The 14,386-nt window shown below is 35.8% G+C and carries 11 protein-coding genes, 1 pseudogene and 1 riboswitch; of the genes and pseudogenes, 6 read left to right on the top strand and 6 right to left on the bottom strand.

The genetic code is table 11. The features are described 5' to 3' along the window. Positions 1 to 28 precede the first annotated feature (28 nt). Complete coding sequence (fdhF, locus tag BKP35_RS20180; RefSeq protein ID WP_337959632.1) at positions 29 to 1,951, bottom strand: formate dehydrogenase subunit alpha; 1,923 nt, start codon at positions 1,949 to 1,951, stop codon at positions 29 to 31. Beyond that, a pseudogene (locus BKP35_RS20175) lies at positions 1,931 to 2,065 on the bottom strand (hypothetical protein); the annotation flags it as partial. The pseudogene BKP35_RS20175 and the gene fdhF, both read right to left, overlap by 21 nt. An 827-nt stretch (positions 2,066 to 2,892) precedes the next feature. Between BKP35_RS20175 and BKP35_RS01820 the strand changes: the two are divergent. From BKP35_RS01820 to BKP35_RS19320, 3 genes are all read left to right on the top strand, one after another. Further along, the gene (locus BKP35_RS01820) at positions 2,893 to 3,387 is read left to right on the top strand and encodes a hypothetical protein (RefSeq protein WP_071311678.1); all 495 of its coding nucleotides are present in this window, start codon (positions 2,893 to 2,895) and stop codon (positions 3,385 to 3,387) included. A 142-nt stretch (positions 3,388 to 3,529) separates the two neighbouring features. Continuing rightward, positions 3,530 to 4,738 (top strand): MFS transporter, encoded by a 1,209-nt coding sequence (locus BKP35_RS01815; RefSeq protein WP_071311677.1) that lies wholly within the window; start codon positions 3,530 to 3,532, stop codon positions 4,736 to 4,738. A gap of 188 nt (positions 4,739 to 4,926) precedes the next feature. Then, positions 4,927 to 5,097: a hypothetical protein gene (locus BKP35_RS19320; RefSeq protein ID WP_169819120.1), complete on the top strand. Its 171-nt coding sequence runs from the start codon at positions 4,927 to 4,929 to the stop codon at positions 5,095 to 5,097. A gap of 939 nt (positions 5,098 to 6,036) precedes the next feature. On the opposite strand, the gene BKP35_RS01810 is transcribed toward BKP35_RS19320, so the two are convergent. After that, positions 6,037 to 6,396 (bottom strand): RNA polymerase sigma factor, encoded by a 360-nt coding sequence (locus BKP35_RS01810; RefSeq protein WP_071311676.1) that lies wholly within the window; start codon positions 6,394 to 6,396, stop codon positions 6,037 to 6,039. Positions 6,397 to 7,035: 639 nt separating this feature from the next. Between BKP35_RS01810 and ppsA the strand changes: the two genes are divergently transcribed. The 3 genes from ppsA (at position 7,036) to BKP35_RS01795 (ending at position 12,978) form a co-directional block, all read left to right on the top strand. Further along, a complete protein-coding gene (gene ppsA / locus BKP35_RS01805) occupies positions 7,036 to 9,384 on the top strand; it encodes a phosphoenolpyruvate synthase (protein WP_071311675.1) in 2,349 nt (782 codons plus the stop codon). A 244-nt stretch (positions 9,385 to 9,628) separates the two neighbouring features. Next, the gene (locus tag BKP35_RS01800; protein WP_245741831.1) at positions 9,629 to 10,915 is read left to right on the top strand and encodes an MBL fold metallo-hydrolase; all 1,287 of its coding nucleotides are present in this window, start codon (positions 9,629 to 9,631) and stop codon (positions 10,913 to 10,915) included. Between the two features lie 290 nt (positions 10,916 to 11,205). After that, a complete protein-coding gene (locus BKP35_RS01795) occupies positions 11,206 to 12,978 on the top strand; it encodes a S8 family peptidase (protein ID WP_071311674.1) in 1,773 nt (590 codons plus the stop codon). A gap of 154 nt (positions 12,979 to 13,132) precedes the next feature. Here the strand turns inward: BKP35_RS01795 and BKP35_RS19315 are convergent, their stop codons facing one another. The 3 genes from BKP35_RS19315 to BKP35_RS19310 all read right to left on the bottom strand — a co-directional run bounded on the left by BKP35_RS19315 (position 13,133) and on the right by BKP35_RS19310 (position 14,188). Next, positions 13,133 to 13,300 carry a hypothetical protein gene (locus tag BKP35_RS19315; protein ID WP_169819119.1) on the bottom strand — a complete coding sequence of 56 codons (168 nt, stop codon included), beginning with the start codon at positions 13,298 to 13,300 and terminating at the stop codon, positions 13,133 to 13,135. A gap of 50 nt (positions 13,301 to 13,350) precedes the next feature. After that, positions 13,351 to 13,439, bottom strand: a riboswitch (cyclic di-GMP riboswitch). Positions 13,440 to 13,563: 124 nt separating this feature from the next. After that, entirely contained in the window at positions 13,564 to 13,764 is a 201-nt protein-coding gene (locus BKP35_RS18825) for an aspartyl-phosphate phosphatase Spo0E family protein (protein WP_420534783.1), read from the bottom strand. A gap of 280 nt (positions 13,765 to 14,044) precedes the next feature. Next, positions 14,045 to 14,188, bottom strand: coding sequence for a hypothetical protein (locus tag BKP35_RS19310; protein WP_169819118.1), 144 nt, complete (start codon positions 14,186 to 14,188; stop codon positions 14,045 to 14,047). Between the last annotated feature and the right edge of the window lie 198 nt (positions 14,189 to 14,386).

Below are 14,386 nucleotides of genomic sequence, written 5' to 3'. Positions count from 1 at the left end.
CGAAATCCTATTGGACCGGCTCCTTTTTTTATGCAAGTTTTGAAATTTTTACGGCACACGCTTTATATTCAGCGGTTCCTGAAATAGGATCAAATTCATCAATCGTTAATGAATTCGTTGGTACTTCAGCCCAATGGAAGCTCATAAAGACGTCACCTTTTTGCATCTTCTTACAAATTTTCGCTTTAACTTTTACTTTTCCACGTCTTGATGCTACTTCAACATATTCGCCATCTTCAATATTAAGGCTAGCTGCATCGTCAGCATGCATATCAACGGTTTCCTCCGTTTGTTTTAATTTAATCTTTTCTGGATAATAGGCCGTTTGCGAATTTGTATTATATTGCTCATAACGTCTTCCGGTAGTCAGTGTCAAAGGATACTCATCATCGGTTGGCTCCGCTGGTGGTGAAAAATCAACGGGAACGAATCGTGATTTTTCTTTAAGTTCTATCCCTTGATGGAATCTTTCATGTAATATAAAAGTTCCTGGATGATCGACTGACGGACAAGGGTAATTTAGGCCCCCTTCATTGTCAAAGCGCTCATACGTCATTCCACCAAACATATGCGGCACTAAAGATCTTACTTCATTCCAAATTTCTTCACTCGAGTTATAGTTCATTTCATAGCCCATTAAAGTAGCAATTTCACATAAAATTTGCCAATCTCCTTTTGTGTTAGGATGAGCCTCGATTCCTTGACGAGTTCTTTGTACACGACGGTCAGCGTTCGTATAAGTACCATCAACTTCTGCCCAAGATCTTGCTGGTAATACAACATCAGCAATTTTAGCAGTTTCATGTAAAAATAAGTCTTGAACTATGAGTAAGTCAACGTTACGAATAGCTTGTGTAGTGTGATGCATATTAACATCGGCTAAGATTGGGTTTTCACCAATGACATATAATGCTTTCATTTTGCCAGCAGTCATTTTTTCAAGCATCGCTGTTTGTGTATGACCGACTTCCGCAGGCAGTTCGGCCCCCCAGGCATCTTCAAAAATTTTGCGATCAGCTTCATTAACCACTTTCAAGCCACCTGTAAGCTGATTTGGTAAGCAGCCCATGTCTCCAGCACCTTGCACGTTGTTTTGTCCACGTAGTGGCATGATCCCTGTACCTTCTTTACCAATATTCCCAGTAAGAAGTGCAATGTTAGCAATATCGAATACGTTGTTAACACCAAAATGATGCTCTGTAATACCTAAAGTATAGGCGATCATTCCATGATCTGCAGAAGCATACATGCGTGCCACTTCACGAATATCATCAGCAGCAACTCTAGTAATTTCTGAAGCGTATTCAGGGGTATACATACTTACTTTTTCCTTTAGTTCATCAAATCCTTCTGAAACTCTTGCAATATAATCTTTATCGTATAAACCTTCTTCAATGATCACGTGCATCATTGCATTTAAAAGCGCGATATCACTTCCAACTTTAAGTTGTAAATGTTTCTCTGCAGATTTCGTCATATCAATCTTTCTAGGATCAATGACAATTAGCTTCACGCCATTTTTTACCGCTTTTTTGATACGATTAGCAACAACCGGGTGAGCATCAGTAGTATTCGAACCAATCAACAGTAATACTTCGGCTTTATCGAAATCTTCAAAACGGTTTGTCGGAGCACCATCACCAAACACAGTTGCCAGACCGGCAACGCTAGGAGCGTGTCATGTTCGGTTACAACCGTCAATATTATTCATTCCGAGTACAGCTCTAGCAAATTTTTGCGTCACATAGTTCGTTTCATTCGTAGCACGAGCACACGCAAAAATAGACATGCTATCTGGCCCAAAATCTTTTTTAAATGATGTAAGTTTTTCAGCAATAAATGATAAAGCTTCTTTCCAAGTCGCAGGTTGGAGTTCGCCATTTTTGCGGATAAGAGGTGTTGTTAACCGTTCTTTAGCATGGACATAATTGTAGGCAAATGAACCTTTTATACAAGTTTGTCCTTTGTTAACCGCACTTTCTTTATCCCCTCTTACTTTTACAATTTTATTATCCTCTACTTCTACTATAAGACCGCAGCCTGTACCACAATAACTGCATATCATTTTGACTTCTTGTTTCCCCATTTTAAAAAACTCCCCTCTCATTTTTCTATCAAACTACTTAGAAAATGTATTAATTCCAAAGAAATATACTAATATAAAGATTAGGAATAATAATACACTACTAATTGTATCAAAATTTCAAAAATATAATAAGTACAAAAATCACAAACTTCTACAATAGAAATTAAGGAGTTTTTGTGAATAATAACAAAAGGGTTTATTGCGTAGAGTATTAAGATGAAATTATTTCGTGAAACGAAAAAATGTGGTAAATTAATAAATAAGTTTAAAAATGAAAAATTAGCGTTTATTAAGTAGATAAGCATCAATAAAATAAACATTTTAAAGCTATATTTTCTAGGACTTAATATAGTTCTCGAAAATATAGCTTTTTTTTTGTAAAAGTTGTTTAGGGGTTTGTAGGTTAGCAGAAAGTTGGAATAGATTTCGGTCGGCATTTACTTCTTATATGGTGACGGGTGCTTCGTCATTACAGTTTTGTATAAAAAAAGAACGAGTAATTTCGTGAACGAGCCTCTAAAATTCGCTAGAAGATTACAGCGAAGAGAAGGAAATTGCTCGTTCTTTTCCATATTAACTGGTGACGGTTACCGTCATGAGCGTTTTGTATGAAAAAAAGAAAGAGTGATATCCTGTATGAGCCTCTAAAATTCGTTAGAAGTTTACAGCGAAGAGAAGGAAATCGCTCGTTCTTTTAAATATTAGATGGTGACGGAATATCGTCATGAAGGTTTCTACAAATATAATGTGTATTTTATGTTATGATAAGTTTAGTTTTTATTGGAACGCTGTGAGGTGGAATTGTGATGAACACGCGTAAAGCTTATCGAATGTTAATTGTCGCTCTTTTTTTTATTTTTATCAGTTTAATTTCCAGGTCTATTATATACCTTGTGCTATCAGTGGCGATTGCAACGATGATTATCTTTTTACTAAGTAGTAACAAGAAACTCAAATCTGATGGAAATGAAAAAAAACAGACAGAAATAATTGAAGTTCAAAATAGACGTTTAAGTAGTTTTTTATGGGTAGCAGTTGTTATTGGTGCTCTTCTGTTAGGGTATGGTTCACTTTACTTTACTGAAAATACTATTTTTCATCAATACGTGCCATTGCCAGAACAGGTGATGACGGCCATTTCTCTTACGACTATCGGGGCTGGTGTCACTTTAACTAGTCTATTTTTTATAATTCGTGAATCGCTTGTTGTAAAACAAAATGTAATCATATGTCAACAATGTAAAGCCGGAAATAACGGAAATCATTTATATTGCCATAGCTGTGGACAAAAAATTCGATGAATTAGAGCACCTTTAAAGTGTGTTCTTTTTTATTTTCGCTTCAATTTTCAAACAATTACGTGTATAATATATTTAGGCACACGAAGGACTAGCGGAGCAGAGGTGTTTAATTATTAAGGTTCAAAGTAGAAATTTATTAATAATGTGGATTTGTAACTTTTTAGTTGCAGCCAGCGCGACGATGATTTTGCCATTTTTATCATTATATATCGGGACATTTGGTGAGTATTCAAGTGCCTACGTTCAAAAATGGTCAGGATTCGTGTTTGGAATTACGTTTTTAACGGCGTTTTTAATATCACCTTTATGGGGAAGGTTTGGCGACAAGCACGGCCGAAAGAAAATCTTAATCATTACCGGCTTCGGAATTGCTTTAAGTACGTTTTTAATGGGTTATGCTTCGTCAGTTACGGAGCTATTTATTTTAAGAATGTTTATGGGTGTTGTAACAGGTTTTATTCCAACTTCAATTGCACTAATTTCTGCTCAAACAGATAAAAAAAGAGCCGGAAAAGTGCTAGCAACGGTCCAAACTGGCACAGTTTCAGGTGGTTTATTCGGTCCATTAATCGGTGGTAGTTTAGTAGATGCAGTCGGTTTTCAATATACTTTTATTTTAACATCGTCTGTGATTGCTTTTGCGACTGTGATTGTTGCAGTCGGTATTAAAGAAGTAATGAATAAAGAAGAGGAAGGAACAAGCAAGAAGAACTATAGTAGAAAAGAAGTTTTTCAACTTGTCTTTAAAAGTAAGCTTTTACTAGCAGTTATGCTTTTATCGTTTTTGATTCAAACGGCCAACTTTAGTGTGCAGCCGTTACTGGCATTGTATGTTGATGAATTAACGAGTGCTGCTAATCTAGCTTTTTTAGCCGGTTTAGCTTTTTCGATTACCGGATTAGGAAACTTAGTTTCTACAAGAAGTTGGGGTAATTTGGGTGATAGGATCGGTCATGATAAAGTGTTAATGATTTGCCTAGGCCTTGCCATTGTATGTTTTATCCCGCAAGCGTTTGTAACAAGTATTTGGCAATTAATATTTCTACGTTTTTTATATGGGATTACGATTGGTGGTTTAATTCCATGTATGACTGCATACATTAGACAGTTAGCGCCATTATCAATACAAGGTGAGATGTTAGGTTATAACCAAAGTTTTCGCTTTTTAGGGAATGTAGCAGGTCCAGTTTTAGGAGGAGTACTTTCGGGCTATTTCGGCATTTCGTTCGTCTTTTATTTTGGAGCGGTATTATTTATTGCAGGTATTACAATTTTATTCTATTCCTTAAAAGCTGATAAACTCACAAAAGTTGAGGAAGAACATACATTAGAGAAAGTGAAAGGTTTTTAATGAATTGAGAATATATATTTTTAGGATGGTAGCCAAGCGGATGCTTGGTTTTTTTTGTTCCCCAGTTTTCGTAACATTATTGATTTAGAGGTCTTAAGTTAAGACAAAGAAAAAAATTTTTGCTACAATTTTATATAAGAATAAAATTGAAAACCTATGATTTACTATTACGAAAGGAAGATGAAATCATGCTTCTTACGTTAAAAGAGAAAAAGTTTCTCATTAAAGTGCTAGCTAAACAAAAAAGAAGTTTTTGGAACTCTAAAGAAGAAAGGCAAATGGCTGAAGAGCTATTAGAAAAGTTTCAGCAAAATACTAGAAATGAAAAAATGAACGAAATGAAAAATTCAAGATTATAAAAATATTAATATGATGTGACTTGTTTTAGTACTTTTTATCCTAGATGGTTGCGGTAACCGCATTAGCGTATTGTATGTAAAGTATATCTAACAGAGGAAATGCCTTGATCATATATTATCAGGTTTACCTCAGAGGTGCAAACAGGCTATTCGCAATTAAAACGCATGCGATTTCACAAAGTTATCGCATGCGTTTATTATTATAGATCACAAAGTGAACAGTCTGGGGGATTGTGCAGTAGTTTGTATTCTCTAGGTAGTACGTATTATGGGGGGACTGTGTAATAAAGTTGTGATGGATGCACCTGGATTACACTATTTTAAAATTCACACAGTAAAAACATGGATTGAAGTATGGGTATTACAATTTTTGTAAAATGTACGTATCAAAACACGGATTGATGCATGGATATTACAGTTTCTGTAAAAATTACGTATCAATAAGCCGATTGATGCATGGATATTACAGTTTCTGTAAAAATTACGTATCAATAAGCCGGTTGATGCACGGATATTACAGTTTCTGTAAAATGCACGTATCAATAAGCCGATTGATGCACAGAAATTACAGATTCTGTAAAACTCACGCAACAAAATGCCGATTGATGCACAGATATTACAGTTTATGTGAAAATCTACGTATCAATAAGTCGATTGGTGCACGGATATAGTGTGCAATATGGGGATTATGCGCAGTAAAAGAGAGAACAGAATGCTCATTTTGAAGCTTTGGATTTCTCTTCTTTTGTTTGAGCTGAGAAGAGAAGTTATTTGGCGTCACCCTATACCATACAGTTGATTTGACGAGCGCGTTTAACAAATACTGGAATTCACACTCGCTTATCAGTGGTTTTGGTCAGTGTATTTAACAGATACTGGAATTTATACTCGTTTATCTATGCTTTTGACCAACGCGTTTAACAGATACTGGAATTCACGCTAGTTTATCAGTGGTTTTGACCAGCGTGCCCTCGCCTCTTCCTTCATTTGAAGCATGTCTTCCGGAAGAGGGGTAGAGTCCTTCTTATTTTGCAGGAGGTTTTCTATGATCCGTAGTGGCTTACGCTTCCTGAGAAAATCAATGGTCACATTATGAGCAATTCGGAACAGCCACGTTTTCGTTTCTGCCTGGCGCTGGAACGTTTCATAGTTGTTATAGGCCTTAATAAAGGTCTCATGGGTCAAATCCTCAGCCTGTTGGTAATCCCGAGTCATCACGCAAATATATTTAAAGACGGCATCGCTGTAAAGGTTATACCACTCTTCCAATTCTCCGTTTCTACTATTTTTTTCGGTCAAATGAACCACCACCTTCCGTACTGTAAAAAATTCGATATTTAGACGAAATGACGTGAAAAAAAGTTACATTTTTTTAGTTTTTTTTTAATTGTTTTAGCTAACTTATTTTTTTCTCAAAAAAGGGAGAAGCGATAGTAAGATGTGAGTTCCTATTTTTATAAAAGGTAAGAAAGCATTAAAACTTGGAAAGCTGTCTAGCTCCAGCGAGGCTTCTACTTGAATCAACTTCCTCGCTGCAAAGCTCAAGGAGTAATTCGAAGAAGTTGCTTCGCTGATCAAGGCGCTTGCGCCTTTCCTATAGAAAACTATTTTTCTATTAGGTGCTAGAGTAAAGAGATTATTGAATTGACAGTATCTTCCTCACAATTAAAGACATTGACGAAAATGTTTTTACTGTAATCAACTTTATAACCATTATAAGACAACAAGGAAATAATAAAATAAGCGAGTTTAAATTATTAATGATTTTAATTTACAAACTAACAAACCATCAAATGTATATTTGTACAAAAATTGTGATCATAATTTCATGTATTTTTATATAATGTAACATATTTATGAAAACAATTTAATTAGTATGTACTAATTAAATGATTATGATATACTAATATTAATTAATCGTTAAAGGGGAGAAACAACTTGACACAATTTCAGTACATTCGCTTATTTGAAGAGATAGATAAAAAGGACATTTCATTAGTAGGTGGTAAAGGGGCAAATTTAGGTGAGTTAACGCAAAAAGGTGTTAATGTTCCTCCTGGTTTTTGTGTGACGGCAACCGCATACAGTGACTTTATTGAAAAAAGAGATTTAAATAAAAAGATAAATAGTATCACTAATTGCATTGATTATGAAAATACAGCAGAGTTACAAATGAGGTCTCAGCAAATAAGAAGCTTAATTGAGAAAACAGACATGCTAGAGTCCATTGAAAAAGAAATTCGTGAAGCATACAGTCAGTTTAGTGAATTGGTAGGTGTTGATGATCCTGATGTAGCTATTCGCAGTTCGGCTACTGCTGAAGATTTACCAGAAGCATCTTTTGCTGGGCAACAAGACACGTATTTAGAAATTTGTGGCGTTAATGAAGTCATTAAACATGTCAAAAAATGTTGGGCTTCTTTATGGACGGCACGAGCCATTTATTATCGTGAAAATCAAGGTTTCGATCACTTTGAGGTTTCCTTAAGTGCAGTGGTTCAAAAGATGGTAAATAGCGAAAAGGCAGGTGTGTTATTTACAGCAAACCCTGTAACAAATAATCGTAATGAAATTATGATTAATGCATCATGGGGCTTAGGAGAAGCTGTAGTATCAGGCATAGTTACCCCTGATGAATATTTAGTTGATAAAAAAACGCTAACTGTTAATGAAAAGCAAATTGCGACGAAAAACGTCCTTATCGTTAAAAATAAAGAAGCCGTTGGTGCAGTTGAAGTTGCCGTGAAAGATTATTTAGGATATGAACAAGTAACATCTCAATGTTTAGTAGATGAAGAGATTAGTCATTTGTGTACTAGCAGTTTAAGGATCGAAGAAATTTATAATGCTCCCCAGGATATTGAGTGGGCGCTTGATAGTGATACGAAAGAATTATATATATTACAAGCTCGGCCGATTACTACATTAAAGGAGGAAGATGGAGAAGTGAAAGATACTAAAGTAGATCGTCGACCACTTGTACGTGGATTAGCGGCTTCACCGGGTATGGTAAGTGGCATAGTAAGAAAAATAAAAGATATTAGTGAAATTACTCGTGTTCAAAAAGGAGATATTTTAGTAACGGTGATGACAAATCCAGATATGATTCCTGCGCTAAAGAAAGCTGCAGCTGTCGTCACGGATGAAGGTGGACGTACGTGCCATGCAGCTATCGTTTCAAGAGAGTTAGGGATTCCTTGTATTGTCGGTGCTAATACGGCTACACAATCGTTAGAAGATGAAATGGAAATCACTGTAGATGCAACTCGTGGAGTTGTATATAGTGGCAATTTAGTACAAGAAACGAAGCAAGAAGTTGCAGCAACGAGTACTCAAACGGCTATTGATGAAGCTTTGCTTGCACAACTTGCCCCAGTTACTGGAACAAAAGTTTATATGAACTTAGGAGAAGCAGAATTAATTCATAAATATAAGAACCTTCCGTTTGATGGTATAGGGTTAATGAGAACTGAATTTATATTTACGAATATTGGTGTTCACCCGATGTATTTAGTTAGAACAGGACAAGAGGAAAAATTAATTGACGGTATGTCTGATGCTATTACAACTGCAGCTGAAGTACTATATCCAAAACCTTTAGTCGTTCGACTAAGCGATTTTCGTTCTAATGAATTCCGTGGACTTACAGGTGGAGAAGAAGTTGAGCCAGATGAGGCCAACCCAATGATCGGTTGGAGAGGTGTTTCTCGGTACATTTCACCAGATTACGAAGCCGGATTTAGGCTTGAATGTCAAGCAATCAAAAAAGTTCGTGAAGAATATGGCTTAACAAATGTTAATGTTATGCTTCCATTTGTACGTACCCCTTGGGAAGTTGTAAAAGTAAAGCAGATCATGGCTGAAGAAGGATTAGTTCAAAACAATCAATTTAAAATTTGGATTATGGCTGAAGTACCTTCTGTCATTTTTGACGCAGAACAGTTTGCAGAACTTGTAGACGGTTTTAGTATCGGAAGTAATGATTTAACACAGTTAATTATGGGGGCAGATCGCGATTCTGGCATATTAAATAGTATGGGTTACTTTGATGAAAGAAGTCCTTCAGTGAAACGGGCGATTCAAATGTTAATCGAAGCAGCTCATAAGCATGGTAAAACGGTTTCGATTTGTGGGCAAGGGCCATCACTTTATCCTGAACTTACAGAGTTTTTAGTAGAAGCTGGAATAGATAGTATTAGTGTCAACCCTGATACGATTGCCTATACAAGAAGGTTAATCGCCTCAGTAGAACAAAAACTTATTTTAAATAAATTGCGTAAACTATAAAATATGGCTATCCTATAATAGTGTCAGCCACCTCACATCTTTATATGGTGAGGTGGTTTGACATTTATGGATAGCCATTTTGTGTGGGAAAGTTGGTTTGTTGGTTAGTGGTTAGTTGGTTAGGACCTTGAGGTTTTGTATGGAAAAAGGTGGATACTTTCGTGAACGAGCCTCTGAGATTCGAGAACAATATGAATGGTAGGAAACAGCTTAGACTAAAGGGGAGATCATTATTTTATTTTTTATGTTAAGTTTTTTTATAATGTCAGCCGTAGCGGCTAGGTTCAAAAATGTGAACTATAGTCGTTACATTATCGTTTCACTCGTATCTATATTATTTTTATTAAGTGGTTGTGTGGAAGAATCTCACGATGAAGCACAAATAATTGACGAAGGTGTTGGGACGAGTGTAAATGAAGAAAAAAATCAACAACGTGATGAAACGATTAGTGAAAACAAATCGGAAAAAGAAGAATCTAATGGCAAAAAAGAAACAAGTAGAAATGAAACAATAGATGGCGGGGCATATATTCACTTTATTGATGTTGGTCAAGGCGATGCTACTCTGTTACAAGGTCCTGATTTTACGATTCTTATCGATGCAGGTCGTCATGATCGTAATGATGTTGTGCCTTATTTACAAAATATTGGTATTACTAAATTCGACTTGGTGGTTGGAACACACCCGCACGCTGATCATATCGGGCAATTAGATAAAGTACTAGAGGCATTCCCAGTTCAAGAAGTATGGATGTCAGGAAGTACTCATACGACGAGAACGTTTGAACGTGTGATAAATGCAATTATTGAACATGAGGTTGATTATTATGAGCCAAGGTCTGGAGATGAGTTTCAAATTGGCTCTCTGTTCATTAATGTTATTAACCCTGTAACACTTAGTGGTGATTTGCATGAAGATAGTATTAGTTTAGTGGCCACTTTCGGTGAAGTGTCGTTTTTATTTACGGGTGATGCTGAAAAGCAAACTGAAGAAGCGATGTTGCAAAGAAATGAACTGGTTGAAGCTGATATTTTCCAGTTAGGGCACCATGGATCAAGCACATCAAATATTGAAAAATTTTTGCGAGCAGTCGATCCTGACATAACAATTTATTCTGCAGGGGCAGACAATTCATACGGACACCCTCACCGAGAAGTCATTGAAAGGTTATATATGATGGATATTCCTGTTTACGGTACGGTAAGTAACGGCACGATTATTATCACAACGGATGGAAAAACGTATACTGTCGATCCCGAAGCTGTAACTTTACCAAAAGAAGAAAATGATCATGTGACTAACAGCGAAGATGAAGAAGAAAAGTCACCTCTTACTTCAGGAGAATGTATTGACATAAACAATGCCTCATTAGAACAGTTACAAAATATAACTCAAATAGGTGAAGAAAGGGCTAAGCAACTTATTGAATTAAGGCCATTTTCATCCATAAATGAGTTAACGAGAATAAACGGTATCGGATCAGGAAGATTAAGAGAGATAAAAGCAGAAGGGAAAGCGTGTGTAGGTTAATTTAGAATGTAAAATTTAAAATAGAAAATAAATATCAAAAAATTGTTATTTGAGTGAATTTCATAATTAGCAAAAATGAGCCATATCACGCAATATATAGTTTGCGAATGGTTTTGACGCAACTATATATTGATCTTAGTGGCGAGAATAATGAATTATGAAATTCATTGATTTATAAAAAAGATACTTTCGGAGGCAACTTCAATAATTTTACATTCGTCAATTTTACATTTTACAATACAAAAGTGGCATCCTAACGATATGTATGATTAACGTTAGGGGGTACTCATATGCGTCGTTTAGCAACACTTTTTAGCATAGTATTGATAGGTATAATCTCAATTTGGTATGTAAATGACCATGGCCAAGAAGAGTATTATGGTCAAACAGAAATGTCACCGATACAAATGCAAGCATTCGACAAAATCATGGCAGAAGATCTTTCATATACAACGTCAATGTTTATTGATCAGCTGAAAAATCAATTAATTCGTTGGAGTAAAAAAGATCTTTCAAATGAAGAACTATTAGAAAATTTCAACGAAGAGTTAATTGAACACCATCATTTTGAATCATTTGCCCTAGTCGATAATGGGAAAGTTGAAATTATCGCTGGGGAGATGGATGAAATTGATGTGGAAAAAATCGTCCATTCTTTTGAAGAAATTAAAAGCTCTGATCCGTACACGAAATCAGGAAATGAGTATATGCTAATGAGTTGTTCAATTGACGAGGGAAAAGAAGTTGTAGGTGAAATTGATTTATCGTTTGTCAAAAAATATGTACGTGATTTAGCACATGTAGCAGATGCAAACGGAAATTTATTTATTGGCGGGGATGAGGTTGATGTAGATTTTGAAGGAGATGGTATTCGACCAGCTGGTGCAGTTGAAAGTGTCCCTGAATTAGGTTGGAAAATTGTAGTTTCATCAGATGAAGAAAAGCAGGTAGAACCAGATTACGTAGATCATGAAGTTGTATTAAGCTTCGTAGATGGGGTTAATGGTGATGAATGGATTAAGCATTCTCCTTTAGCTCTCGTCAAAAATGGAGGACCTTACTATGTTGTTTGTGATGAGACAAGACCAACAGAGCAATTAGTATATGAACTAAGCTTGTTGGAAGAAATAGAGGCGGTAGAACCAAATTACTTTTACACAAAGCAACAACAGGAACCGTTTGTAAGAAGAGACGGAGAGTTTCCTAATGATGAGTTTTTTGAACCTTATCAATGGAATTTGACGCAAATTTTTGCTGAAATTGGATGGGACATTACTAGTGGTTCAGAAGATATACCGATAGCAATATTGGATAGTGGTGCAGACCCAGAGCATGAAGATTTAAAAGAACGCATCATAAAGGGGTATAACGCATTTAAAGACGATGGTGAGTTTTATGATGAACATGGTCATGGGACGCATGTTGCTGGTATTACGGCTGCAATGACAAATAATGATATTGGGATTGCTGGAGTTTCTTGGTTCAACCCAATTTTACCTGTAAAAGTGTTAAATGAAGATGCAGAGGGTACGGCATTTGAAGTTGCAAATGGAATTCGGTGGGCGACGGACAATGGGGCAAAAGTTATTAATATGAGCTTAGGTGATACTTTTAACTCAAGGATTATGCATGATGCGATCCGCTATGCATATAAAAATGATGTTGTATTAATCGCTGCAGCTGGTAATGACAATGTCGAAACTCCGATGTATCCAGCAGCCTACGATGAAGTCATTGCTGTTTCAGCGGTTGACAATCAGCGTCATAAAGCCATTTTTTCAAATTTTGGAAACCATATAGAGGTAACTGCTCCAGGAGAACATATCCCGAGTACATTTCTTGATAACTCGTACGTAATGATGTCCGGTACATCAATGGCTGCTCCTCATGTTGCTGGTTTAGCGGGGCTAATTCGTTCAATACGTCCAGAATTATCAAATGATGAAGTAGCTGACATCATTCGTTCAACCGCTAATGATATAGGGCCTGAAGGTTTGGACCCTTACTATGGATATGGTGAAATTAATGTGTTAAGAGCTCTTCAAACGCTACAAAATAATTAAGAAAAATAATTGTAGATTAACAATAATTAAAGAAGCGCTTGTGTGCGCTTAATAGCGACATGCTCTTGCAATGGTTTCTCGCAAAAAAAGAAAAGGAGACCGGCAAAAGTCGGTCTCAATCTTCATTATAGTCTCGCCAATTGGCGAGTTTTCTTTATATTTGGATGGTTTGTAGTAGTTCTTCAATTTGACTGTCGACAACTGATGTTACATGTTGTAAAAGTTTCATTTCGTTTTCAGTTAAGGTGTTTCCTTCCATTTGCCTGACCATTAATTCATAACCTAGGTCAAAATTGGGCATGTCATTAAATTGTTGCATCATTATGTTTCCTCCTTCGATAATAAAAATACATAAATCGACGGAGGTTCGTGTTCGGAAACTGGCTGGCATATTAAATTTATTCAATGAAGCCCCTGTAGCTTTGCGTCACCATTTTTCAATGGTTTTGCCCTTTCGTACGATTTATGTTAGATAAATTATATTCTTTTAATCATTATTTATCAACAATAAAATAGTAAACTTGATGAATTTGTCACAATTTTTATGAACGTTTGTAAGAAGAAAGCGCCTAAATTCACAGCAAATTATTGTGCTTGACTGACGTTTTGTACTAAATTAAGTAGATCGTCTAACTCTTGACTACACTTTACCGTTTTCTTTGAAGTTAGTCCTGTGATGTTAGCTAAATAAATCATTTGCATTCGTTTTTTTTCAATGACTAATTTTAACATTGCCTTTCGGTCACTCCTTAAAACTGCTGTGAAACAAGCTTTTATTTCTTTCATTATTATTCAACAAAATCCAAGAAAATTAAACAGTTTCGCTAAAACTAGTCATAAACCCCTATTTATAGTACGAGTTCGTCAAATGATTATTAGAATCGACAATGATCAACAAGGTAAACCAAGGTGCTTGAGCTTTTCTATGTCCAGCTCAAGCACCTAGCTTCTCGAGCGTTTCGGTCCATCAAGATTTTGCCTATACATGATGTAAATCAATGAGGAGGCAAAACGTTGCTTGCCCTCCAACGCTTGTCGAAGCTCCCAAGGTGCTTGAGCTTTTCTACTAATATTCGATTTCGTCGTATGATTTTGGTTGGGGGTCGCGTTCATCAGGGGTATGAACATCGTATTTGATTTTGACGTCGGGTTCTTCGTCAGTTCGCTGTTTTTCGTTTACATTAATATTTTCTTTTTTGATTTCTTTCAATTTTTAACACCTCTTTTATGTTATGATATTCCATATTATTTCCTTTCTTTAAATTTTCATGTTGTAAAATCGACATTTTATATTATTTAATGAATTTCATAATTCAATATTATCGCCATTAAGTAACTATAAGTAGTTGCGTTAAGTCGTTCGCAACTACTTATAGTTTGATAAGGCTCTTTTTAGGTATTTATGAAA

Source organism: Anaerobacillus arseniciselenatis, from assembly GCF_001865995.1.
Classification (GTDB): Bacteria; Bacillota; Bacilli; order Bacillales; family Anaerobacillaceae; genus Anaerobacillus; species Anaerobacillus arseniciselenatis.
Note: the sequence above shows the minus strand (reverse complement) of the source record. Positions and strands in the feature narration are given on the sequence as shown.

Excerpts from the sequence above, each read along its gene's own strand:
- BKP35_RS01820 (WP_071311678.1), top strand. The coding sequence starts at position 2,893 with ATGAACACGCGTAAAGCTTATCGAATGTTAATTGTCGCTCTTTTTTTT.
- BKP35_RS01815 (WP_071311677.1), top strand. The coding sequence starts at position 3,530 with ATGTGGATTTGTAACTTTTTAGTTGCAGCCAGCGCGACGATGATTTTG.
- BKP35_RS19320 (WP_169819120.1), top strand. The coding sequence starts at position 4,927 with ATGCTTCTTACGTTAAAAGAGAAAAAGTTTCTCATTAAAGTGCTAGCT.
- BKP35_RS01800 (WP_245741831.1), top strand. The coding sequence starts at position 9,629 with ATGTTAAGTTTTTTTATAATGTCAGCCGTAGCGGCTAGGTTCAAAAAT.
- BKP35_RS01795 (WP_071311674.1), top strand. The coding sequence starts at position 11,206 with ATGCGTCGTTTAGCAACACTTTTTAGCATAGTATTGATAGGTATAATC.
- BKP35_RS19315 (WP_169819119.1), bottom strand. The coding sequence starts at position 13,300 with ATGATGCAACAATTTAATGACATGCCCAATTTTGACCTAGGTTATGAA.
- BKP35_RS18825 (WP_420534783.1), bottom strand. The coding sequence starts at position 13,764 with ATGAAAGAAATAAAAGCTTGTTTCACAGCAGTTTTAAGGAGTGACCGA.